The organism is Pseudomonas sp. O39 (assembly GCF_045447295.1).
Lineage (GTDB): Bacteria > Pseudomonadota > Gammaproteobacteria > Pseudomonadales > Pseudomonadaceae > Aquipseudomonas > Aquipseudomonas antarctica_A.
Window position 1 is genome coordinate 37,753 of sequence record NZ_JBJGXV010000006.1, and the last position, 22,131, is coordinate 59,883.

16 protein-coding genes are annotated in these 22,131 nt (G+C 61.1%); 7 read left to right on the top strand and 9 right to left on the bottom strand.

Features of this window, described 5'->3' with window-relative positions; all coding sequences use genetic code 11:
• Positions 1-210 precede the first annotated feature (210 nt).
• From ACI77D_RS10860 to ACI77D_RS10890, 7 genes are all read left to right on the top strand, one after another.
• A complete protein-coding gene (locus ACI77D_RS10860) occupies positions 211-1,377 on the top strand; it encodes an efflux RND transporter periplasmic adaptor subunit (protein ID WP_407016564.1) in 1,167 nt (388 codons plus the stop codon).
• A complete protein-coding gene (locus tag ACI77D_RS10865; protein ID WP_064450772.1) occupies positions 1,374-4,469 on the top strand; it encodes a multidrug efflux RND transporter permease subunit in 3,096 nt (1,031 codons plus the stop codon). Before ACI77D_RS10860 ends, ACI77D_RS10865 begins: the two co-directional genes overlap by 4 nt.
• A 31-nt stretch (positions 4,470-4,500) precedes the next feature.
• On the top strand, positions 4,501-5,178 hold the full coding sequence (locus ACI77D_RS10870) for a heavy metal response regulator transcription factor (RefSeq protein WP_064450771.1): 678 nt from the start codon (positions 4,501-4,503) through the stop codon (positions 5,176-5,178).
• Positions 5,168-6,532, top strand: coding sequence for a heavy metal sensor histidine kinase (locus tag ACI77D_RS10875; protein ID WP_064450770.1), 1,365 nt, complete (start codon positions 5,168-5,170; stop codon positions 6,530-6,532). The genes ACI77D_RS10870 and ACI77D_RS10875 overlap by 11 nt, the downstream gene beginning before the upstream one ends.
• A gap of 407 nt (positions 6,533-6,939) precedes the next feature.
• Positions 6,940-8,262, top strand: coding sequence for an OprD family porin (locus ACI77D_RS10880; protein WP_128590817.1), 1,323 nt, complete (start codon positions 6,940-6,942; stop codon positions 8,260-8,262).
• A gap of 86 nt (positions 8,263-8,348) precedes the next feature.
• Positions 8,349-9,842: a sensor domain-containing diguanylate cyclase gene (locus tag ACI77D_RS10885; protein WP_064450768.1), complete on the top strand. Its 1,494-nt coding sequence runs from the start codon at positions 8,349-8,351 to the stop codon at positions 9,840-9,842.
• Positions 9,843-9,905: 63 nt separating this feature from the next.
• Positions 9,906-11,396 carry a diguanylate cyclase gene (locus ACI77D_RS10890; protein WP_407016565.1) on the top strand — a complete coding sequence of 497 codons (1,491 nt, stop codon included), beginning with the start codon at positions 9,906-9,908 and terminating at the stop codon, positions 11,394-11,396.
• Positions 11,397-11,604: 208 nt separating this feature from the next.
• Here the strand turns inward: ACI77D_RS10890 and lpxC are convergent, their stop codons facing one another.
• The 9 genes from lpxC to murD form a co-directional block, all read right to left on the bottom strand.
• A complete protein-coding gene (gene lpxC, locus ACI77D_RS10895) occupies positions 11,605-12,516 on the bottom strand; it encodes a UDP-3-O-acyl-N-acetylglucosamine deacetylase (protein WP_003216227.1) in 912 nt (303 codons plus the stop codon).
• A 112-nt stretch (positions 12,517-12,628) separates the two neighbouring features.
• The gene (ftsZ, locus tag ACI77D_RS10900) at positions 12,629-13,834 is read right to left on the bottom strand and encodes a cell division protein FtsZ (protein WP_053254475.1); all 1,206 of its coding nucleotides are present in this window, start codon (positions 13,832-13,834) and stop codon (positions 12,629-12,631) included.
• Between the two features lie 131 nt (positions 13,835-13,965).
• Positions 13,966-15,228, bottom strand: a complete 1,263-nt coding sequence (gene ftsA / locus ACI77D_RS10905) for a cell division protein FtsA (RefSeq protein WP_017738691.1) — start codon at positions 15,226-15,228, stop codon at positions 13,966-13,968.
• A 15-nt stretch (positions 15,229-15,243) separates the two neighbouring features.
• Positions 15,244-16,113 (bottom strand): cell division protein FtsQ/DivIB, encoded by an 870-nt coding sequence (locus tag ACI77D_RS10910; RefSeq protein WP_064450766.1) that lies wholly within the window; start codon positions 16,111-16,113, stop codon positions 15,244-15,246.
• 4 nt (positions 16,114-16,117) lie between these two features.
• Complete coding sequence (locus ACI77D_RS10915) at positions 16,118-17,074, bottom strand: D-alanine--D-alanine ligase (protein ID WP_064450765.1); 957 nt, start codon at positions 17,072-17,074, stop codon at positions 16,118-16,120.
• Positions 17,071-18,516: a UDP-N-acetylmuramate--L-alanine ligase gene (gene murC / locus ACI77D_RS10920; protein ID WP_064450764.1), complete on the bottom strand. Its 1,446-nt coding sequence runs from the start codon at positions 18,514-18,516 to the stop codon at positions 17,071-17,073. Before murC ends, ACI77D_RS10915 begins: the two co-directional genes overlap by 4 nt.
• Positions 18,509-19,579 carry an undecaprenyldiphospho-muramoylpentapeptide beta-N-acetylglucosaminyltransferase gene (gene murG, locus ACI77D_RS10925; RefSeq protein ID WP_064450763.1) on the bottom strand — a complete coding sequence of 357 codons (1,071 nt, stop codon included), beginning with the start codon at positions 19,577-19,579 and terminating at the stop codon, positions 18,509-18,511. Before murG ends, murC begins: the two co-directional genes overlap by 8 nt.
• Positions 19,569-20,786, bottom strand: a complete 1,218-nt coding sequence (gene ftsW / locus ACI77D_RS10930; protein WP_407016566.1) for a putative lipid II flippase FtsW — start codon at positions 20,784-20,786, stop codon at positions 19,569-19,571. Before ftsW ends, murG begins: the two co-directional genes overlap by 11 nt.
• Positions 20,783-22,129 (bottom strand): UDP-N-acetylmuramoyl-L-alanine--D-glutamate ligase, encoded by a 1,347-nt coding sequence (gene murD / locus ACI77D_RS10935; protein ID WP_064450761.1) that lies wholly within the window; start codon positions 22,127-22,129, stop codon positions 20,783-20,785. The genes ftsW and murD overlap by 4 nt, the downstream gene beginning before the upstream one ends.
• Positions 22,130-22,131 lie beyond the last annotated feature (2 nt).

A 22,131-nucleotide genomic window follows, 5' to 3' on the forward strand; every position in this document is an offset into this window, starting at 1 on the left:
CTCCGGGGCGTGCAAAAAAATGAGGCAGGGCCAACTTGCGGGCCACGCTGGCGCGCAGTATACCTGCGCGCCTGGGATCTTTAACCACCGCTGGTACGAATGGTCGGAGTTTACTGACAGCCCTGTCAGTTAGCAGTCACCGTGCTGACCGGGTCGGCAGGCTATAAATGACCTTCACTCTCCCACCCCTTTGCCCCGGCGCCCCACCCCATGCACATTCAACGAAAAACCGCCTTGATCGTGGGTGCCCTCGTGGTCGTGGCAATTACAGCTTGGGCATTCAACCGACCGGCCAAGAGCAAACTGGCGGCGTCGACCGCTATTCCGGTACGGGTGGTGAGTGTCACGCAACAGGACATCCCCCGGTTTGTCAGCGGGATCGGCTCGGTGCTGTCGTTACACAGCGTGGTGATCCGCCCGCAAATCGACGGCATCCTCACCAAGCTGCTGGTCAAAGAGGGCCAGTTGGTCAAGGCCGGTGACTTGCTGGCGACGATCGATGACCGCTCGATCCGCGCCAGCCTCGACCAGGCCAAGGCTCAACTGGGGGAAAGCCAGGCGCAGCTGCAAGTGGCGTTGGTCAACCTCAAACGCTACAAAGAACTGAGCATCGACGACGGCGTCTCGAAGCAGACCTATGACCAGCAACAAGCCTTGGTCAACCAGCTCAAGGCCACGGCGCAAGGTAATCAGGCCGCGATTGATTCGGCCCAAGTACAACTCTCCTACACCCAGATTCGCTCGCCGGTCACTGGCCGCGTCGGTATTCGCACGGTAGATGAGGGCAACTTCCTGCGCATGAGTGACACCCAGGGCCTGTTCTCCGTGACGCAAATCGACCCGATTGCCGTCGAATTTTCCTTACCGCAACAAATGCTACCAACCCTGCAAGGCTTGATCGCGGCGCCGACCCAAGCCAGCGTCGATGCCTACATGGGGGCCGACACCGACGGCCAGACCGGCGACCTGCTCGGCGAAGGCCACTTGAGCCTGATCGACAACCAGATCAGTTCCACCACCGGCACCTTGCGCGCCAAGGCTGAATTCCAGAACGCCTCGCAGCGCCTGTGGCCGGGGCAACTGGTGACCATCAAGATCCAGATCGCCCTCGACAAAAATGCCCTGGTGGTACCGCCGACCGTGGTGCAACGCGGCCTGGACTCGCATTTCGTGTACCGCATCAACGGTGACAAGGTGGAGGTTGTGCCGGTGCAGATCACCTATCAGAACAGCGATGTGAACATCATCAAGGGCGTGCAGGCCGGCGATGTGCTGGTCAGCGACGGCCAGTCGCGCCTTAAGGCCGGCGCCCAGGTGGAAGTGCTCAAAGAACCGCCTCAAGTCATCCGTACCGTCGACGCCAAGGTGCAGCCATGAGTGGCAGCCGTTCGCCGTCCGCCTGGTGCGTTGACCACCCGGTTGCCACCCTGCTGCTGACCTTTGCTTTGGTGCTGCTGGGGCTGATTGCCTTCCCGCGACTGGCCATCGCCCCACTGCCGGAAGCGGAATTTCCGACCATCCAGGTGACCGCAACCCTGCCCGGCGCCAGCCCGGACACCATGGCGTCGTCGGTTGCTACGCCGCTGGAGGTGCAATTCAGCGCCATCCCCGGCATGACCCAAATGACCTCCAGCAGTGCCTTGGGCTCAAGCCTCCTGACCCTGCAATTCACCCTGAACAAGAGCATCGACACCGCTGCCCAGGAAGTGCAGGCGGCGATCAACACCGCGTCCGGCAAACTGCCCAGCGATATGCCGAGCCTGCCGACCTGGAAGAAGGTCAACCCGGCGGACAGCCCGGTGCTGATCCTCAGCGTCAGCTCCGACAACATGCCCAGCACCGAACTGAGCGACTATGTAGAAACCCTGTTGGCCCGTCAGATCAGCCAGATCGACGGCGTCGGCCAGATCAACATCACCGGCCAGCAGCGCCCGGCGATTCGTGTACAAGCCTCGCCGGATAAACTTGCGGCGATCGGCCTGACCCTCGCCGACGTGCGCCTGGCTATTCAACAGTCCAGTTTGAACCTGGCCAAAGGCGCGATTTACGGCGAGAACAGTGTGTCGACCCTGTCGACCAACGACCAATTGTTTCAGCCGGAGGAATACGGCCAGTTAATCGTTTCCTACAAAAATGGCGCGCCGGTTCAACTGCGTGATGTCGCCAAAGTGATCAATGGTTCGGAAAACGCCTACGTTCAGGCCTGGTCCGGCGATACACCGGGGGTCAACCTGGTCATTTCGCGCCAGCCCGGCGCCAACATTGTCGAGACCGTGGACCGCATTCAAGCCGAGCTGCCGCGCCTGGAGGGCATGTTGCCGGCGTCGGTGCAGGTCAGCGTGTTGACCGACCGCACCAAGACCATCCGCGCTTCCCTGCATGAAGTGGAGGTCACCTTGCTGATCGCCATCTTGCTGGTGGTGGCCGTGATGGCACTGTTCCTGCGCCAGTTATCCGCGACGATGATTGTGTCCAGCGTGCTGGGTGTGTCGCTGATCGCCAGTTTCGCCTTGATGTACCTGATGGGCTTCAGCCTGAACAACCTGACGCTGGTGGCGATCGTGATCGCCGTGGGCTTTGTGGTCGACGATGCCATCGTGGTGGTGGAGAACATTCACCGCCACCTGGAAGCAGGGCTCGACAAGCGCGAAGCCGCGATCAAGGGTTCCGGCGAGATTGGCTTTACCGTGGTGTCCATCAGCTTCTCGCTGGTGGCGGCGTTTATTCCGCTGCTGTTCATGGGCGGCGTGGTCGGAAGGCTGTTCAAGGAGTTTGCGCTGACGGCCACGTCGACCATCCTGATTTCGGTGGTGGTCTCGCTGACACTGGCGCCTACCCTGGCCGCGTTGTTCATGCGCGCGCCGACGCATCACGCCCACGACAAACCCGGCTTCAGCGAACGTCTGCTCGCCGGCTACGCGCGTAACCTGCGCCGTGCATTGGCCCATCAACGCACGATGGCGGCCATTTTCATGGTGACCCTGGCCTTGGCCGTGGTCGGCTACGTGTTTATCCCCAAGGGTTTCTTCCCGGTACAGGACACCGGCTTTGTACTCGGCACCAGCGAAGCGGCGGCCGACGTGTCGTACCCGGACATGGTCGCCAAGCACAAGGCCCTGGCCGAAATCATCAAGGCCGACCCGGCGGTGGAAGCCTTTTCCCACTCGGTGGGCGTCACCGGCAGCAACCAGACCATCGCCAACGGCCGCTTCTGGATCGCCTTGAAAGACCGCGGTGATCGCGATGTATCCGCCAGCCAGTTCATCGACCGCATCCGCCCAAAACTGGCGAAGGTGCCGGGTATCGTGCTGTACCTGCGCGCCGGCCAGGACATCAACCTCAGCTCCGGCCCCAGCCGCGCCCAGTATCAGTATGTGCTCAAGAGCAACGACGGCCCGACGCTGAACACCTGGACCCAACGCCTGACCGAAAAACTGCGCGCCAACCCGGCCTTCCGCGACCTGTCCAACGACCTGCAACTGGGCGGCAGCATTACCCACATCAGCATCGACCGCCAGGCCGCTGCGCGCTTTGGCCTGACCGCTACCGATGTCGACCAGGCGCTCTATGACGCGTTCGGCCAGCGTCAGATCAACGAGTTCCAGACCGAGATCAACCAGTATCAAGTGGTGCTCGAACTGGACAGCCAGCAACGCGGCAAGGCGGAAAGCCTGAACTACTTCTACCTGCGTTCACCCCTGACCAACGAGATGGTGCCGCTGTCGGCGCTGGCCAAGGTCGACCCGCCGACCGTGGGGCCGTTGTCCATCAGCCATGACGGCATGTTCCCCGCCGCCAACCTGTCCTTCAACCTCGCCCCCGGCGTGGCGTTGGGTGATGCGGTGATCATGCTCAACCAGGCCAAGAATGAAATCGGCATGCCGGCCACCATGATCGGCACGTTCCAGGGTGCGGCCCAGGCGTTCCAGAGTTCGCTGGCCAGCCAGCCGTGGCTGATCCTCGCCGCGCTGGTGGCGGTCTACATTATTCTGGGTGTGCTGTATGAGAGCTTCGTGCACCCGTTGACGATCATCTCCACCTTGCCCTCGGCGGGCCTGGGTGCACTGATCATGCTGTGGCTGCTGGGCCAGGACTTTTCGATCATGGCCTTGATCGGCCTGGTGTTGCTGATCGGGATTGTGAAGAAAAACGGCATCCTGATGATCGACTTTGCCCTGGAAGCCCAGCGCGTACGCGGGCTGGCGCCTGAGGAGGCGATTTACGAAGCGTGCGTCACCCGGTTCCGACCGATCATCATGACCACCCTCGCCGCCTTGCTCGGCGCGGTGCCGTTGATGCTGGGTTCCGGGCCTGGTGCGGAACTGCGTCAGCCACTGGGTATCGCAGTGGTTGGCGGCTTGCTGGTGAGCCAGGCGCTGACCCTGTTCACCACACCGGTCATATACTTGTACCTTGAACGGTTTTTCCACCGGCCCAAACCAGCCCCTGAGCTGGCGACCACACACTGAGGCTCAGGCCCCGTCCTGGAGCAAAAGGCTCATGCGCGTCCTGATTATTGAAGATGAAGAAAAAACCGCGGACTACCTGCACCGCGGCCTGACGGAGCAAGGCTACACCGTCGATGTGGCGCGCGAAGGCGTCGAGGGTTTGCACCTGGCGCTGGAGAACGATTACGCGGTGATCGTGCTCGACGTGATGCTGCCCGGCCTCGATGGCTTCGGCGTATTGCGAGCACTGCGTGCGCGCAAGCAAACGCCGGTGATCATGCTCACCGCACGCGAGCGCGTGGAAGACCGCATTCGTGGCCTGCGTGAAGGTGCCGACGACTATTTGGGCAAACCGTTTTCGTTCCTGGAACTGGTGGCGCGCCTGCAAGCCCTAACCCGTCGCAGCGGCGGCCATGAGCCGGTGCAGGTCACCGTCGCCGACCTGTGGATCGATTTGATCAGCCGCAAGGCCAGTCGCAACGGCTTGCGCCTGGACCTGACCGCCAAGGAGTTCTCACTGCTCAGCGTCTTGGCGCGGCGCCAGGGTGAGATCCTGTCCAAGACCGCCATTGCGGAGATGGTCTGGGACATCAATTTCGACAGCGACGCCAATGTGGTCGAAGTGGCAATCAAGCGCCTGCGCGCCAAGCTCGACGGGCCGTTCGAACAGAAGCTGCTGCACACCATTCGCGGCATGGGCTACGTGCTGGAGAACCGCAGTGTCGGCTAACTCCATCGCCCTGCGCCTGAGCGGCATGTTCACCCTGGTGGCGCTGCTGATCTTCGTGTTGATCGGCGGCGCGCTGTACCAGCAAGTGGATCGGGGCCTGGGGTTGTTGCCGGAGGCCGAACTGGAGGCGCGCTACAGCGTGCTGGAATCGTCGGTGAACCGCTTCGGCACGCCGGACCACTGGGCGAAAATCACCGCCAAACTGAAATTGCTCGGCGAGGAAGACAAGCGCATCCGCTTCTGGGTGGTGAGCAGCGACCCGAACTACGAGTACGGCAACCCCGACGCGCAGATCCGCGCCTTCGCCCAAGGGCCGACCGGCAAACGCGACTTGCGCCTGCCTGGGCATAAATACCCGTTCAAGGTGTTGCTGAGCCAATTCCCAGCCAAAGAACAACGCCCGCCGCTGCGCTTTATGATCGCCATCGACACCGAAAACTTCCGCGCCACCCAGCACCACCTGTTGATGGCCTTGATCGGCCTGGCGTTCGTCGGCGTGGTCCTGGCGGCGCTGCTGGGGTTCTGGGTCTCGCGTATCGGCCTCAAGCCGCTGGGCAAACTCTCGGATGAAGCGCAAAAACTCGCACCGCCCAAACTCTCCGGGCGCCTGCACTTGTCGCCGTTGCCGCCGGAGCTGAGCCAGTTCGTCAACTCGTTCAACTCAACGCTGGATCGAGTTGAACAGGCCTACTCGCGCCTGGAGTCATTCAACGCCGACGTCGCCCACGAACTGCGCTCGCCGCTGACCAACCTGATCGGCCAGACCCAAGTAGCGCTGACGCGCGGCCGTTCCGCCGAGCATTACTTCGAGGTGTTGCAATCGAACCTCGAAGAGCTGGAACGCCTGCGCTCGATCATCAATGACATGCTGTTCCTCGCCAGCGCCGACCAGGGCAGCAAGGCCACCAAGCTGATTGAAAGCTCCCTGGCCGATGAAGTCGCCACCACCCTCGACTACCTGGACTTCATCCTCGAAGACGCCCAAGTCAAGGTTCGGGTGCGCGGCGATGCCGTGGTGCAGATCGAAAAAGCCCACCTGCGCCGCGCGCTGATCAACCTGCTGAGTAATGCGGTACAGCACACCGCGCCAGGGCAGATCATCGAAGTGAACATCGAAGTGCAGGCGCATCAGGTGGCCATCGGGGTGACCAACCCGGGTGATGAAATTGCCAGCGAGCATTTGCCACGGCTGTTCGAACGCTTCTATCGGGTGGACGCGTCGCGCAGCAACAGCGGGGCCAATCACGGGTTGGGGCTGGCCATCGTCAAGGCAATTGCGTTGATGCATGGCGGGGATGTGTTTGTGCGCAGTGACGGTGGCGGCAATACGTTTGGCATTACGTTGCCGGTTTAGATCTTTAGAACACCTCAGTCCAATGTGGGAGCTGGCTTGCCGGCGATGCAGGCACCTCGGTACACCTTTTCGCACCGCGGCGATGCTATCGCAGGCAAGCCAGCTCCCACACACGCCAATCCCACCTTGAACCTCCCGACGTCCTGACTGTTGCGGTTTGGGCAACAGTCATTATCTTGTTACACTCTGTATCGCACCGCTCGCCTGCGTTACTTTGACGCACCGATGAGCGCGACGGCAAAGACAGCTTCCCCGCTCACCCGAATTTCCCTCGACTTATTTCCAGGGCTCTACACTGGGAATCTGTTTAAAGCCGCTGACTTCAGCGGCTTTTTTTTGCCGTTAAAAAAGGCCAGGCATACCCCCACGACATTGGCCGTTTTCGATTGACCAAAGGAGCTCCACCGGTGAAGAACTCGCTGACGTTCACCCCGTTATTCCTCGCGATTGCAGCAACGATCATCCCCCTTGCCCACGCGGCAGACACGCCTAAAGCTGACGGCTTTGTCGAAGGTTCAAGCTTCAAAATCAACACTCGCAACTACTACATGAACCGCGACCGTCGCGACATTCACACCGATGACAGCAAGGAATGGGGCCAGGGCTTTATCGGCACCTTCGAGTCCGGCTTCACCGAGGGCACCGTCGGCTTTGGCCTCGACCTCAACGCCATGCTCGGCCTCAAGCTTGACGGCGGTGGCGGCACCGATGGCTCCAGCATCCTGCCCGTAGGCTCCGGCAACGGCAAAGCCCCAGGCTCGTTCTCCACCGCTGGCGGCACCTTGAAAATGCGTGCCTTCGACACCGAACTGAAGGCCGGTGACCTGTTCCTCAACAACCCGGTCATCGCCGGCGGCATGACCCGCATGTTGCCGCAGGACTTCCGTGGCGTAAGCCTGACCAACCACAGCTTCGACGGCTGGATGCTCGAAGGCGGCCAGGCCAGTTTCACCAAGCTCTACAACCAGAGCGGCCACCGTCGCATCGGCACCAGCTACGGCACGCTGCCGGACCACGCCGACAGCCAGCACCTGAACTGGGCCGGCGTGTCGTTCAGCGGTGTTCCCGGCCTGACCAGCAACCTGTATGCCTCCGAACTCAAGGATGTATGGCATCAGTATTACTACGACCTGGACTACACCTACGCGCTGAATGATCTGGTCAGCCTCAACCCCGGCCTGCACTACTACCACACCGAGGACACCGGCCAGTCGCTGCTGGGTACTATCGACAACAACACCTACAGCCTGCATTTCACCGTCGGCGTGGGTAACCACAGCGTCACCGCTGCCTACCAGCGGGTCAACGGCAACACGCCGTTCGACTACATCAGCCAGGGCGACAGCATTTACCTGGACAACTCCCAGCAATACTCGGACTTCAACGGCCCCAACGAGCGCTCGTGGAAACTCAAGTATGCCTACGACTTCGCCGGCCTCGGCATGCCCGGGCTGACGTCCGCCGTGTCCTATATCAGCGGCAAGACCGACCTGACCAAAGTCGACCCGAACAGCCGTGGCTACAGCGCCTGGTACAGCGCCGATGGCAAGGACGCGAAACACTGGGAACGGGATATCGACTTGAAGTACGTGGTGCAAGGCGGCAAAGCCAAGGATTTGGCCGTGCGGCTGCAGTGGGCGACCAACCGCGGCGGCAACGGCTACTCGGCAGTGGACCGGGATGTGGATGAATACCGGGTGATCGTGGACTACCCGATCAACGTGTTCTAAGGCACTGATCTTTCTTTTTCACCCATGATTTAATTTTCATCGCGTAGAACTAAACTGCCAGCATCTTCCCTGCTGAAGCCTGCGCGATGAGTCCACCCCGCACTCCTACAATGCCTGCACGCCCAGAGCTTTTGCTGATTCTGGGCAGTAGTCTCACCGTCACTCTGATTGTGGTTATCGTCGCCGCGTTGCTGACCCGCGAACACGCCAGCACCGTGCAGGCGGCCAAGCGCGCCACCACCAACATTACCCAACTGATCAACGCCGATGTGCTGCGTAACGTCGAACTCTATGACTTGGCGCTGCAGGGCCTGATCTCGGCCACCGAGCTCAAGGACCTGTCGCAGGCGTCCCCGGACATCCGCCACATGGTGCAGTTTGATCAATCCACCGCGGCGCCCTTCAAAGGTGAAGTGCTGTTGCTGGATGCCGATGGAAACGTGATCGCCGACTCCTCGACCCTCTGGCCGACGCCGCGCAATTTCGCCAACCGTGATTATTTCCAGACCCATAAACAAAACGCGCAGGCGGGGCTGTTTATCAGCCGCCCGTTCAAGATCCGCTGCGCCTGCGATCAGGTATGGCGCATCGCGTTCAGTCGCAGGGTAACGGGCCCGGACGGCGAATTTGCTGGCGTGGCCGTGGCGACGATGCGCCTGGCGTATTTCGATCAATTGTTCAACCGCCTGACCATCGGCAATGGCAGCTCCGTCAACCTGCTGAACAATCAAGGCATTCTCCTGGCCCAGCAGCCGTTGCTGGAGCGCGACATGATTGATAAGGACCTGAGCGATCGGCCCAATTTCAAACGTATATTGCGCGAAGGCGAAGGCAGCTTCCGGGCGATCTCGACCCTCAGCGGTACTGAGCGTTTGTACACGTTCACCAATGTCGGCGAGTTGCCACTGATTGTGGTGGTGGCGCTGGCCAGCGAGGACGTGTTCGCGCCCTGGAAGCGCGCCGCACTGCTGACCAGTGGCGCCACCGGCGTGCTGTGTATTGGCCTGCTATGGCTGACCTGGATGCTGCGCCACGAACTGCGCCGCCGCTATCGTGCCGAACAGGAACTGTCTGAACTGGCAGCCACCGATGCCCTGACCGGGCTTGCCAACCGCCGCACCCTGGACCAGCGCCTGCGTCAGGAATGGGACCGTGCGCAACGCTCGACCGAGCCGCTGACGCTGCTGATGATCGACGTTGACCACTTCAAGGCCTTCAACGACCGCCATGGCCACCGCGGTGGCGACGAGGCATTACGCACGGTCGCCCAAGTCATCGGCAGTAACATCCGTCGCCCGGCCGACTTGGCCGCACGCTATGGCGGAGAAGAATTTGCAGTGGTGCTGCCCGACACGGATGCCAAGGGCGCCTGGGTGATCGCCGAACATATCCGCAGCAGTGTCGAACACTTGCCACGGGTAGCCGGCGCCGAGCATCCGATTACCGTGAGTATCGGCATGAGTACCTGGGACAAACACAGCCGCTTGCCTCTGGAAGCGTTGCTGCTGCGGGCGGATCAGGCGTTGTATGAGGCCAAGCACAGTGGGCGCAACCGGGTTGTGGAGGCTGCCGCGCGCTGAACTGACCCTGCACAGCCATACAAGGACTACGCTATTGGCATCCTCGAAGCAGAAGTAAGCCCGATGAGCCCACGCCTTTCCCGCCCCACACGTCGCCCGGAACGCTTGTTGATCCTGGGCAGCGTCCTCACGGCCCTGTTGATCGTGGGGATGGTGGCGGCGCTGTTGATTCGCGAACACGCCAATACCCTGCAGACCGCCCAACGCACCGCGAACAACATCACCCAACTGATCGACACCGATGTGCTGCGCAACATCGAGCTCTACGACATGGCCCTTAAGGGACTGATCGCCGCCACCGAACGCAGTGACCTGCAAGACGTCTCAGCCAGTATTCGCCACCTCATACTGTTCGACCGCTCCGCTGCCGCGCCATACAAGGGCGATACCCTGCTGCTGGATGCCAATGGCGAGGTCATCGCAGACGCTTCCTTACTCACGCCAAAGAAGGAAAATTTTGCTGATCGTGACTACTTCCAGGCTCAACGGAACAATCCGGACCTCGGGCTGTATATCAGCCGCCCGTTCATGGCGCGCTGCGTGTGCGACGATAAGTGGCGTATTGCATTCAGCCGCCGCTTATCCGGGCCGGACGGGCGCTTCCAGGGCGTCGCGGTGGCCACCATGCGCCTGTCGTACTTCCATCAGTTGTTCAGCAGCCTGAATATCGGCAGCAACAGCACCATCAACCTGATCAACCACGAAGGCATTGTGCTAGCACAGCACCCTCTGCTGGCTCAGGACCTGATCAATAAGGACTTCAGCCAGCGTCCCAACGTGACGCGGATGCTCAAGGACCGTGAGGGCAACTTTCGAGGCATTTCCAGCGTTGACCGGCAGGAGCGGCTTTATACCTTCTCCAGCGTCGGCAACTTGCCGCTGATCGTGGCGGTGGCCCTGTCCAGCGACGAAGTTTTCGCCCAATGGAAGCGAGCCGCCCTGCTGATCAGCTTCGCGACGGGCGTGCTGTGCATTGGCCTATTGTGGTTGACCTGGATGCTGAGCAAAGAACTGCGCCGCCGCCATCGCGCCGAACAGGTGCTGTCAGAACTGGCAGCCACCGACGCACTGACCGGCCTGGCCAACCGCCGCACCCTGGACCAGCGTCTGCACCTGGAATGGGACCGTGCGCAACGCTCGACCGAGCCGCTGACACTGCTGATGATCGACGTTGACCACTTCAAGGCCTTCAACGATCGCCATGGCCATCACGGTGGCGACGAGGCATTGCGCGCGGTGGCTCACGTCATCGAAGACAACATCCGCCGGCCAGCCGATCTGGCGGCACGATTTGGCGGGGAGGAGTTTGCGGTGGTGCTGCCGCACACCGACGCCAAGGGCGCGTGGGTGATTGCCGAGCACATCCGCAGCAGTGTCGAGCACTTGCCACGGGTGGCCGGCGCCGAGCGGCCGATTACCGTGAGTATCGGCATGAGTACCTGGGATAAACGCAGCCGCACTACATTGGAGGCATTGTTGCTGAGTGCCGATCAGGCGCTGTATGAGGCCAAGCACACGGGGCGTAATCGGATTGTGGATGCTGCAACGCTTTGAGATTCGTGAGTGCGCAGCCAATCGATGTGGGAGATGTCGAGCTTCAGCGAGGCTGCGAGGCAGGCGCCTCGGTATTACTTAGACACCGTGGTGATGCTATCGCAGGCAAGCCAGCTCCCACATGGAATGGCTGCGCTCTCAGAAAAGGCGGGCATAAAAAAAGGCCACCCGAAGGCAGCCTTTCAAAACTAAAGAAGAGAGTTGTTACTTACACCGCCGCAACGGGACGCATGTAAGAGATCGGTGCGGTGCTGGCATCTTCGAAGGTCACGACTTCCCAAGCATCTGTCTGTGCAATCAACTTGCGCAGCAGCTGGTTGTTCAGGGCGTGGCCCGACTTGAAGCCTTTGAACTCGCCTATCAGGCTATTGCCCAGCAGGTAGAGGTCACCGATTGCATCGAGGATCTTGTGCTTCACGAACTCGTCTTCATAGCGAAGGCCGTCTTCGTTCAGTACACCATCCGCGTCGACCACAATGGCGTTTTCAACGCTGCCGCCGAGTGCGAGGTTGTGCTTGCGCAGGTACTCGATGTCACTCATGAAACCAAAGGTACGGGCGCGGCTGACTTCTTTTACGAACGAAGTGCTGGAAAAATCCACGCTTGCACTTTGGGTGCGGTCACGGAATACCGGGTGATCGAAATCGATCTCAAAGCTCACTTTAAAGCCTTCGAACGGGACGAAGGTGGCGCGCTTGTCGCCGTCTTCTACTGTCACTTCCCGCAGAATGCGTATGAACTTCTTGGCTGCGTCCTGTTCTTCCAGGCCGGCAGATTGAATCAAGAATACGAAGGGACCAGCGCTGCCATCCATGATGGGGACTTCGGACGCGGAGAGCTCGACGTAGGCGTTATCGATGCCCAGGCCAGCCATGGCCGAGAGCAAGTGCTCCACCGTGTCCACTTTGACGTCACCGTTGACCAATGTGGTCGACATAGTGGTTTCGCCAACGTTTTCCGCGCGAGCAGGAATCTGCACCACAGGGTCCAGGTCGGCACGCACAAACACGATGCCGGTGTCGACAGGTGCAGGCTTGAGGGTCAGGTATACCTTCTCCCCGGAGTGCAGACCTACACCTGTGGCACGAATAATATTCTTCAGGGTGCGTTGTTTAATCATGGCTTGGACCGCTTCAGCGCAAATTGCGAACTGGTATCAACAAAGGCTGGCGATAATAGCAGACCAGACCTTTGCTGAACACCAATCACCTTCATAGCCCTGATACATTCCATTAATCGGCCTGACGACGCAAGAATGCCGGGATGTCCAGGTAATCCAGATCATCCTGCGGATTCAGGCTACGGGACGCCGCAGCACCGGCCTGAGCCTGGTTGCGCATCACGGTCGGACGGTCCAGATCACGGTAGTTCACCGACGGCAGTTCCTGGCGCGCAGGCGCTGGAGCGGCAGCCGCTTGGCTGGCGTGACTGTTGTGGCCGGTGTGAACGGTATTGTCGATGACCTTTACAGGCTTCTCGATTTTTGCGCCCAGGCCGGTAGCAACCACGGTTACATGCAGTTCATCACGCATGTCCGGATCGATAACGGTACCGACTTTGACCATCGCGTGCTCGGAAGCGAAGGCTTCGATGATGCTACCCACGTCGGAGTACTCACCCAGGGACAGGTCAGGACCGGCGGTGATATTCACCAGGATGCCGCGTGCGCCTTGCAGGTTCACGTCTTCCAGCAACGGGTTGCGGATGGCCGCTTCAGTGGCTTCACGTGCACGGTTCGGACCGCTGGCGCAGCCAGTGCCCATCATCGCCATGCCCATTTCGCTCATGACGGTACGTACGTCGGCGAAGTCGACGTTGATCATGCCCGGGCGCTTGATGATGTCGGAGATACCGCGAACGGCACCGGCCAGCACATCGTCAGCCTTGGCGAACGCGGACAGCAGGCTTGCGTCCTTGCCCAGGATGGTCAGCAGCTTCTCGTTGGGAATGGTGATCAACGAGTCGACGCTTTCAGACAGCAGACGGATGCCTTCGTCGGCAATCTGCATGCGCTTGCGACCTTCGAACGGGAACGGACGGGTCACGACAGCAACCGTCAGAATGCCCATTTCCTTGGCCACTTCGGCAATGATCGGCGCTGCACCGGTACCGGTACCGCCGCCCATGCCGGTGGTGATGAACACCATGTTGGTGCCTTGCAGCACTTCAGCAATACGCTCGCGGTCTTCCAGCGCGGCTTGACGGCCGACTTCCGGGTTGGCGCCAGCGCCAAGGCCTTTGGTCACGGCTGTGCCCAATTGCAGGATGGTCCGCGCGCCGATGCTTTTCAGCGCCTGGGCATCAGTGTTGGCGCAGATGAATTCAACGCCTTCAATGTTGCTCTTGACCATATGGTTGACAGCGTTGCCGCCGCCACCGCCGACACCGATTACTTTGATAACCGGGCTTGCGGGGATGTTGTCTACGAGTTCGAACATGTTCCCTCTCCTTTCGTTTTCTCTAGTTTTTTCGCCTACTGCTTTACATCAGCTCCAAGTTGCAAGCTATTAGCTGCAAGCTTGAAGCGTGTTACTTGAAGCTTAAAACTTGTCGCTTGAAGCTAACTTCATCAGAAGTTTCCTTTTACCCAAGCCTGCAGCCGCTCGAACAACGGCGCTTTGGCCTCGTCGTCGCTGCGGTAGCTGTCACGGATGCTCGGGCCCGACAGGGAAATGCCGTCGGTCTGCTTTTGCAGCCCGTACAACAGCAAGCCCACACCGGTGGAATAAATCGGGTTGCGCACCACGTCGCCCAGGCCTTTGACGCCATGGGGCACGCCCAGACGGACCGGCATGTGGAAGATTTCCTCGGCCAGTTCGACCGCGCCTTCCATCTTCGAAGTGCCACCGGTCAGCACGATGCCGGCCGGGATCAAATCTTCGTAGCCGCTGCGGCGCAGTTCAGCCTGGATCAGGGTGAACAGCTCGTCGTAACGCGGCTCGACCACTTCGGCCAGGGCCTGACGCGACAGCTCGCGCGGAGGACGGTCGCCCACGCTTGGCACCTTGATGGTTTCACCGGCACCGGCCAGTTTGGCCAGGGCGCAGGCGTAACGGATCTTGATTTCTTCGGCATACTGGGTCGGCGTGCGCAACGCCATCGCGATGTCGTTGGTGACTTGGTCACCGGCAATCGGGATCACGGCGGTGTGACGGATCGCACCCTCGGTGAAAATCGCGATGTCGGTGGTGCCGCCGCCGATGTCCACCAGGCACACGCCCAGTTCTTTTTCGTCGTCGGTCAGTACCGAGTAGGCCGAAGCCAGCTGCTCGAGAATGATGTCATCGATTTCCAGGCCGCAGCGGCGCACGCATTTTTCAATGTTCTGTGCGGCGTTGACGGCGCAGGTCACCACGTGAACCTTGGCTTCCAGACGTACGCCCGACATGCCCAGAGGCTCGCGAACGCCTTCCTGGTTGTCGATCACGTAGTCCTGCGGCAGTGTGTGCAGCACACGCTGGTCAGCTGGAATCGCCACGGCCTGGGCAGCGTCGAGTACGCGCTCAAGGTCGGCCGCGCTGACTTCGCGGTCGCGAATCGCCACGATGCCGTGGGAGTTCAGGCTGCGGATGTGGTTGCCGGCCACGCCGACGAACGCCGAGTGAATCCGGCAACCGGCCATCAGCTGCGCTTCTTCGATGGCGCGCTGGATCGATTGCACGGTGGACTCGATGTTCACCACCACGCCCTTCTTCAGGCCCCGGGACGGATGCGTGCCAATACCGACGATTTCGATAACGCCGTCTTCCCCGACCTCGCCCACCAGCGCCACCACTTTGGAGGTGCCGATATCGAGACCGACGATCATTTTGCCGCTTTGCACGTTTGCCATGGGTCCTGCCTCTTCTTAATTCTTCGCGACAGCGGGTTTGGCTGTCGTCGGCGCAGCCGGTTCACGCCAGCCGACGGCCAGGCCGTTGGCGTAACGCAGGTCGACGCTCGCAATGTTCGTAATCTGTTCTTTCAAGGTCTTGTCATAGATGGCAATAAAGCGGCGCATCTTTTCTACCAAGCGGTCGCGTCCCAGCAACAACTCGATACCGGGGCCGGAACTGCCTGCACCGGTGGTCAAAAACCAGCTGCCCCGCTCACGCAATTCCAGGCGTGCGATGGAGAAGCCCAGTGGCCGCAGCATCTGGCTCAAGGCCTGGTACTGCTGCATCACTTGCTGTTGCGCCCGCTGCGGCCCGAACAACTGCGGCAGGTGCTCGTAGTTGGCCAGTTCACGCGGGGTAAACGCCTGACCCTGGTTGTTCAACAGCGCGCCATCGCCCCAACGGGCAACAGGCAATTGCTCTTCCAGGCGGATCGTCACCTGGTCCGGCCATACGCGGCGGACTTCGGCATGCGCGATCCATGGCATCTGTTCCAACTCCGAACGCATACCGGCCAGGTCGATGGTGAAGAAGCTCGCCGCCAGGTACGGGCCGATGCGCTGCTGTACCGCTTGCTGGCTGATGTAGCTCAAGTCGCCCTGCACGCTGATCTTGGTGATCGGCCGGTCGGCATACGGCAACAGACGCTGTGCGCCTTCGTAAGTGCCGAAGCCCAACGCCACCAGCAGCACCGGCCAGAACAGCGCTTTGATAAAACCAAAGTTGGCTTTCGGCAGGCGCGCCGACATCGGTTCTTTAGCCACCATCCGGCTGGCACCCCGCGGCACCGGCTTGCGGCCGGGAGCTTGTGGGGGCTGATGACGAAGCGATGCGCCGTTCATGTGCTTAGCCTCTTGGCTCAATGCTTGCGGCCAGAATCGCCAGCACCAACTGCTGGAAATCCAAACCGGCGGCACGGGCTGCCATAGGTACCAGGCTGTGATCGGTCATGCCGGGAGCAGTGTTGACTTCAAGGAACCAAAAATTCCCTTGGTCATCCTGCATCACGTCTGCCCGCGCCCAACCGGCGATACCCAGCGCCTCACAGGCTTTCGCCGTGAGGTCCATCAATTCCTGTTCCTTGATTGCGTCGAGGCCACATGGGATCCGGTACTGAGTATCGGAGGCCAGGTATTTGGCGTCGTAGTCATAAAAGGTGTGGGGCGTGCCCAATGCGATAGGCGGCAATACCTGGCCACGCAGGGTGGCGATGGTGTACTCGGGACCCTGGATCCACTGTTCCACCAACACTTGCGAATCGTAGGTACTTGCCGCTTTCCATGCGTCGATCAATTCGGCGGCCGAGTTCACTTTGGCCATGCCGATACTGGAGCCTTCATGGGCAGGTTTGACGATCAAAGGCAGGCCCAGTTCCTTGGCTGCAGAAATACAATCGTCTTCGCTGCACAGCACGCTGTGACGCGGGGTTGGAATACCCAGGCTGTGCCACACCTGCTTGGTGCGCAACTTGTCCATCGCCAGCGCCGAAGCAAGGATGCCGCTGCCGGTGTAAGGGATGCCGGCGCACTCGAGCAGGCCTTGCATGCTGCCGTCTTCACCGCCACGGCCGTGCAGGATGATAAAGGCGCGATCAATCTTCTCGGCTTGCAGGCGGGCGAGGAAATCATCGCCCACGTCGATACCGAACGCGTTCACGCCGGCGCTTTGCAGCGCCTCAAGCACGGCATTGCCGGACTTGAGCGACACTTCGCGCTCAGCGCTCTTGCCGCCAAACAGCACGGCCACGCGGCCGAAGTCGGCAGGCGTGATGGTGGAAAACAGGGCGTCGTAGTTCGTGGTCATTTCGACGTCCCCTGCACGGCTGCAAACAGCGGGCTCGCGAGCAATTTAGGTGCAAGGCCACCGATGTCGCCGGCGCCCTGGCACAGCAGGATGTCGCCGGCACGCAGCAGCGGCTTGACGATTGGCGCCAGGTCCACACCGCGCTCGATGTAGATCGGGTCCAACTGGCCACGCTGGCGGATGCTGTTGCACAGCTTGCGGCTGTCGGCGCCCGGAATCGGCTCTTCACCGGCCGGGTAAACTTCCATCAGCAGCAGCACGTTGGCATCGGCCAATACATTGACGAAGTCGTCGTACAGATCGCGGGTGCGGCTGTAGCGGTGCGGCTGGTAAACCATCACCAGGCGGCGCTCCGGCCAGCCACCGCGTACGGCTTTGATGACCGCTGCGACTTCAGTCGGGTGGTGACCGTAGTCGTCCACCAGCATCACGTCGCCGCCGTCTACCGGCAGTTGGCCGTAGACCTGGAAGCGACGGCCGACACCGGCAAAGCGCGACAGGCCTTCGACGATGGCTTCATCGCTGACGCCCTCATCGGACGCGATGCAAATGGTCGCCAGGGAGTTGAGCACATTGTGGTTGCCCGGCATGTTCACCGACACATCCAGCGGCTCGCGATCCGGGCGCAATACGGTAAAGAAGGTTTGCATGCCTTCCTGGCGCACATTGATCGCGCGCACGTCAGCGTCTTCGCTGAAGCCATAGGTCACGGTCGGACGCTTGACCTGCGGCAGAATTTCGCGAACCACCGGGTCGTCCAGGCACACCACGGCCAAACCGTAGAAAGGCAGGTTGTGCAGGAACTCGACGAAGGTTTTCTTCAACTTGTTGAAGTCACCGTCGTAGGTCGCCATGTGGTCTTCGTCGATGTTGGTGACGACAGCGACCAGCGGTTGCAGGTGCAGGAAGCTTGCGTCGCTTTCATCGGCCTCGGCGATCAGGTAACGGCTGGTGCCGAGCTGGGCATTGGTACCCGCTGCATTCAGACGGCCACCGATCACGAACGTCGGGTCCAGGCCACCGGCCGCGAACACCGAAGCGATCAGGCTGGTGGTGGTGGTTTTGCCGTGGGTACCGGCGACGGCGATGCCGTGGCGATAGCGCATCAGCTCGGCGAGCATCTCGGCACGCGGCACGACCGGAATACGACGTTCAAGGGCAGTGGCCACTTCCGGGTTGGAGGTGTTCACGGCGCTGGATACCACCAGCACGTCAGCCTCGGCGGCGTTCTCGGCACGGTGGCCGATAAAGATCTGTGCACCAAAACTCTTCAGGCGATCAGTCACCGGCGACTCTTTCAAGTCGGAGCCGGACACCTGATAACCCAGGTTCAGCAGCACTTCGGCAATCCCGCACATGCCCACGCCGCCGATGCCGACGAAGTGAATGCGACGGATGCGGCGCATCTCGGGTTGTGGCATGGCTTTCTGATTCTCAACCATGGGCCACCTCCAGGCAGATATCGACCACGGTGCGGGTTGCGTCAGGTTTAGCCAGGCGGCTTGCGGTGCTCGCCATGCTGTTGAGTCGTTCCGGTTGCATCAAAACCTCGGTCAGGCGTGCGGCCAAATCGGCGGCGCCAGTCGTTCTTTGCGGCAGCAGGAAGGCAGCGCCCTCCCCGGCCAAATATTCGGCGTTGCGGGTCTGGTGATCGTCGATGGCGTGGGGCAAAGGCACCAGCAAGGACGGCAGACCGGCCGCAGCCAGTTCACTGACGGTCAACGCGCCTGCGCGACAGACCACCAGGTCGGCCCAGCCATAGGCGTGGGCCATGTCTTTGATGAAGGGCTGTACATCAGCCTCCACACCCGCCTCGCGATAGCGTTGGGCAGTGACTTCATCATGATTTTTGCCAGCCTGGTGAAACACCTCTGGCCGCAATTCCACAGGCAGCTGCGAGAGTGCCTCAGGCAGCAACTTGTTCAGCGGCTCAGCACCCAGGCTCCCGCCAAGGATCAGCAAGTGCGGCTTACGGCCTGTCAGCGCTTGGCGGGCAATATCCATGAACAGCTCGGTACGCACCGGGTTGCCTGTGGTGCGAAGCTTGTCCGAACCAGCAAAGGTTTTCGGGAAAGCCTCACACACTCGCGCGGCCAACGGCACCAGCAAACGGTTCGCGGTACCGGCGACGGCGTTCTGTTCGTGCACAATCACCGGCACACCGGCGAGCTTGGCGGCGACACCGCCAGGGCCGGTCACATAACCGCCAAAACCCAGCACACACACCGGCTTCAATTCTTGGATGATTTTGCGCGCCTGCCAGACGGCCTTGAGCAACACGAACGGCGCCTTGAGCAGGGACAGTTTGCCCTTGCCGCGCAGGCCGGTGACGTTGATCAAATGCAGCGGCAAGCCGGCGTTCGGCACCAATTCATTTTCAATGCCGCGTGGCGTACCGAGCCAATGCACGGTGTAGCCACGGTTCTGGAATTCACGCGCGCAAGCCAGGGCCGGGAACACATGGCCCCCGGTGCCGCCCGCCATAATCAGCACGTTAGCGCCCATGGTTCGGCTCCTCGGCAAAATCGCTCTCGCTGAATTCCATCTCTTCGCTGCCCAAGTGGGTTCGACTCTCCCACTCGATGCGCAGCAACAAGCCGAGGCAAACGCAGCAGATAACCAACGAACTGCCGCCGTAGCTGAGAAACGGCAGGGTCAAACCCTTGGTCGGCAGACGACCGATGTTTACCCCGATGTTGATCAGCACCTGGCCGATCCACAAAAACGCCAACCCGTATGCGACATAGGCGGCGAAAAACTGTTTGGCTTTCTCGGCCCAAAGACCGATGTAAAGCGCGCGCACGCAGACGAACACGAACAGTGCAACGGTGCACAGCGAGCCCACGGCGCCGAGCTCTTCGGCAAGCACGGAGAACACGAAGTCGGTGTGCGCTTCCGGCAGGTAGAACTGCTTCTGCACGCTGTTCCCCAACCCCACGCCCAGCCATCCGCCGCGACCAAAGGCGATCAGCGCCTGGGTCAACTGGTAGCCGGAGCCGAACTGATCGGACCAGGGGTCGGTAAAGGTAATCAGGCGCGCCATCCGATACGGTTGTGCTTCGACCAGCAGGTAAACGGCAACCACCGCCAGCACCACCATCAAGGCGAACCGGAACAAGCCCACGCCGCCGAGAAACAGCATCGCCGCCGCCGCGCCCATCATTACCACGGTGGCACCGAAGTCGGGCTCCATCAGCAACAGGCCGGCCATGGGCAGCAGCACGATGAATGGCTTGAAGAAGCCCATCCAACTTTCGCGCACTTCTTTCTGGCGACGGACGAGGTAGCCGGCGAGGTAAATCACCACGAAAACCTTGGCGATTTCAGACGGCTGCACGTTGAACGCACCGAAGCCGATCCAGCGCATCGAACCGTTCACCTCGCGGCCGATGCCGGGGAGGATCACCATGACCAGCAAACCAAACGCACCGATCAGCATCAGCCAACCCAGGCGCTGCCAGGTAGCAATCGGAATCATCATGGTGACGATGCAAGCGCCCAAGCCGATCACCAGGTACACCAGGTGGCGGATCATCATGTACAGCGTGTTGCCCGACTGCACGGCGGCCACTTCGGAGGACGCCGACGTAATCATCACCAGGCCCAGGCCCAGCAACGCGAGGCAACCGGCAAGCATCGGGAAGTCGAGGTCGATACCACGCCCGGTGATGATCGGCGACGGATACGGCTTGATGATATTTCTGAAATTCATGCCAAGGCCTCCACGCCGCGGGCGAACAGCTGGCCGCGCTCTTCGTAGTTCTTGAACATGTCGAAGCTGGCGCACGCCGGCGACAGCAGCACGGCATCACCCGGCTGGGCCATGGCTTTGCACTGGGCAATGGCGTCGTCCAGGGACGTGGCGCGCACTTGCGGCACAGCGTCACCCAGGGCGGCGGCGATCAGGTCGGCATCACGCCCCATCAGCACCACGGCGCGACAATGCGCAGCCACCGGCCCTTTAAGGTCCTTGAAGTCGGCACCCTTGCCATCGCCACCGGCGATCAGCACCAGCTTGCCTTCGATGTCAGCACCGAGGCCTTCGATGGCCGCCAGGGCAGCACCGACGTTGGTGGCCTTGGAATCGTTGTAATAGCTGACGCCATTGAGGTCGCGCACCCACTGGCAGCGGTGCTCAAGGCCGGCGAATGTGCGCAGGCTGGACAACATGGCATCAAACGGCAGGCCCACAGCATGGCCCAGCGCCAAGGCCGCCAGGGCATTGGACTGGTTATGTGCGCCACGGATTTTCAGTTCGCGGACCGGCATCAGGTTCTGGAATTCGAAGGCCAGGTATTTCTCGCCGTTCTCTTCGCGAATGCCGAAAGCTTTGAAATCAGGTTTACCCAGGCCGAAGGTCCAGCATGGCAGGCCCTCGCCCATCAGCGGACGGCTCAGGGCATCCTGGCGGTTGACCACCACTTGCCGGGCACCGCGGAAGATCCGGTGCTTGGCCAGGTGATACGCCGGCAGGCCGCTGTAACGGTCCATGTGGTCTTCGCTGACATTCAGCACGGTGGCCACTTCGGCACCCAGGTCGTGCGTGGTTTCCAGCTGGAAGCTCGACAGCTCCATCACGTACAGCTCGACGTCGTCGCTGAGCAAGTCCAGCGCCGGCGTGCCGAGGTTGCCGCCCACAGCCACGCGCTTGCCGGCCGCAACCGCCATCTCGCCGACCAGGGTCGTCACGGTGCTTTTTGCGTTGGAGCCGCTGATGGCCACGATCGGCGCCTTGGCGTTACGTGCGAACAGGTCGATGTCGCCGGACAGCTTCACACCACGCGCCGCTGCCGCTTGCAGGGCCGGTGTCGAAAGAGCCAGGCCGGGGCTCACGTAGAGCTCATCGGCGCGGCACAGAAACTCGACATCCAACTCGCCACAACGCACTTCCACGTGCGGGTAGTCACGGCGCAGCGTGACCAGCTCCGGTGGATTTTCCCGCGTGTCGGCCACGGCAAACGACGTGCCCCGGTTCGCGAGGAAGCGAACCAGGGACATGCCGCTCTTGCCGAGGCCGACAACGATGCGGAAGTGGTCTGAAGCGATCAGGGACACTC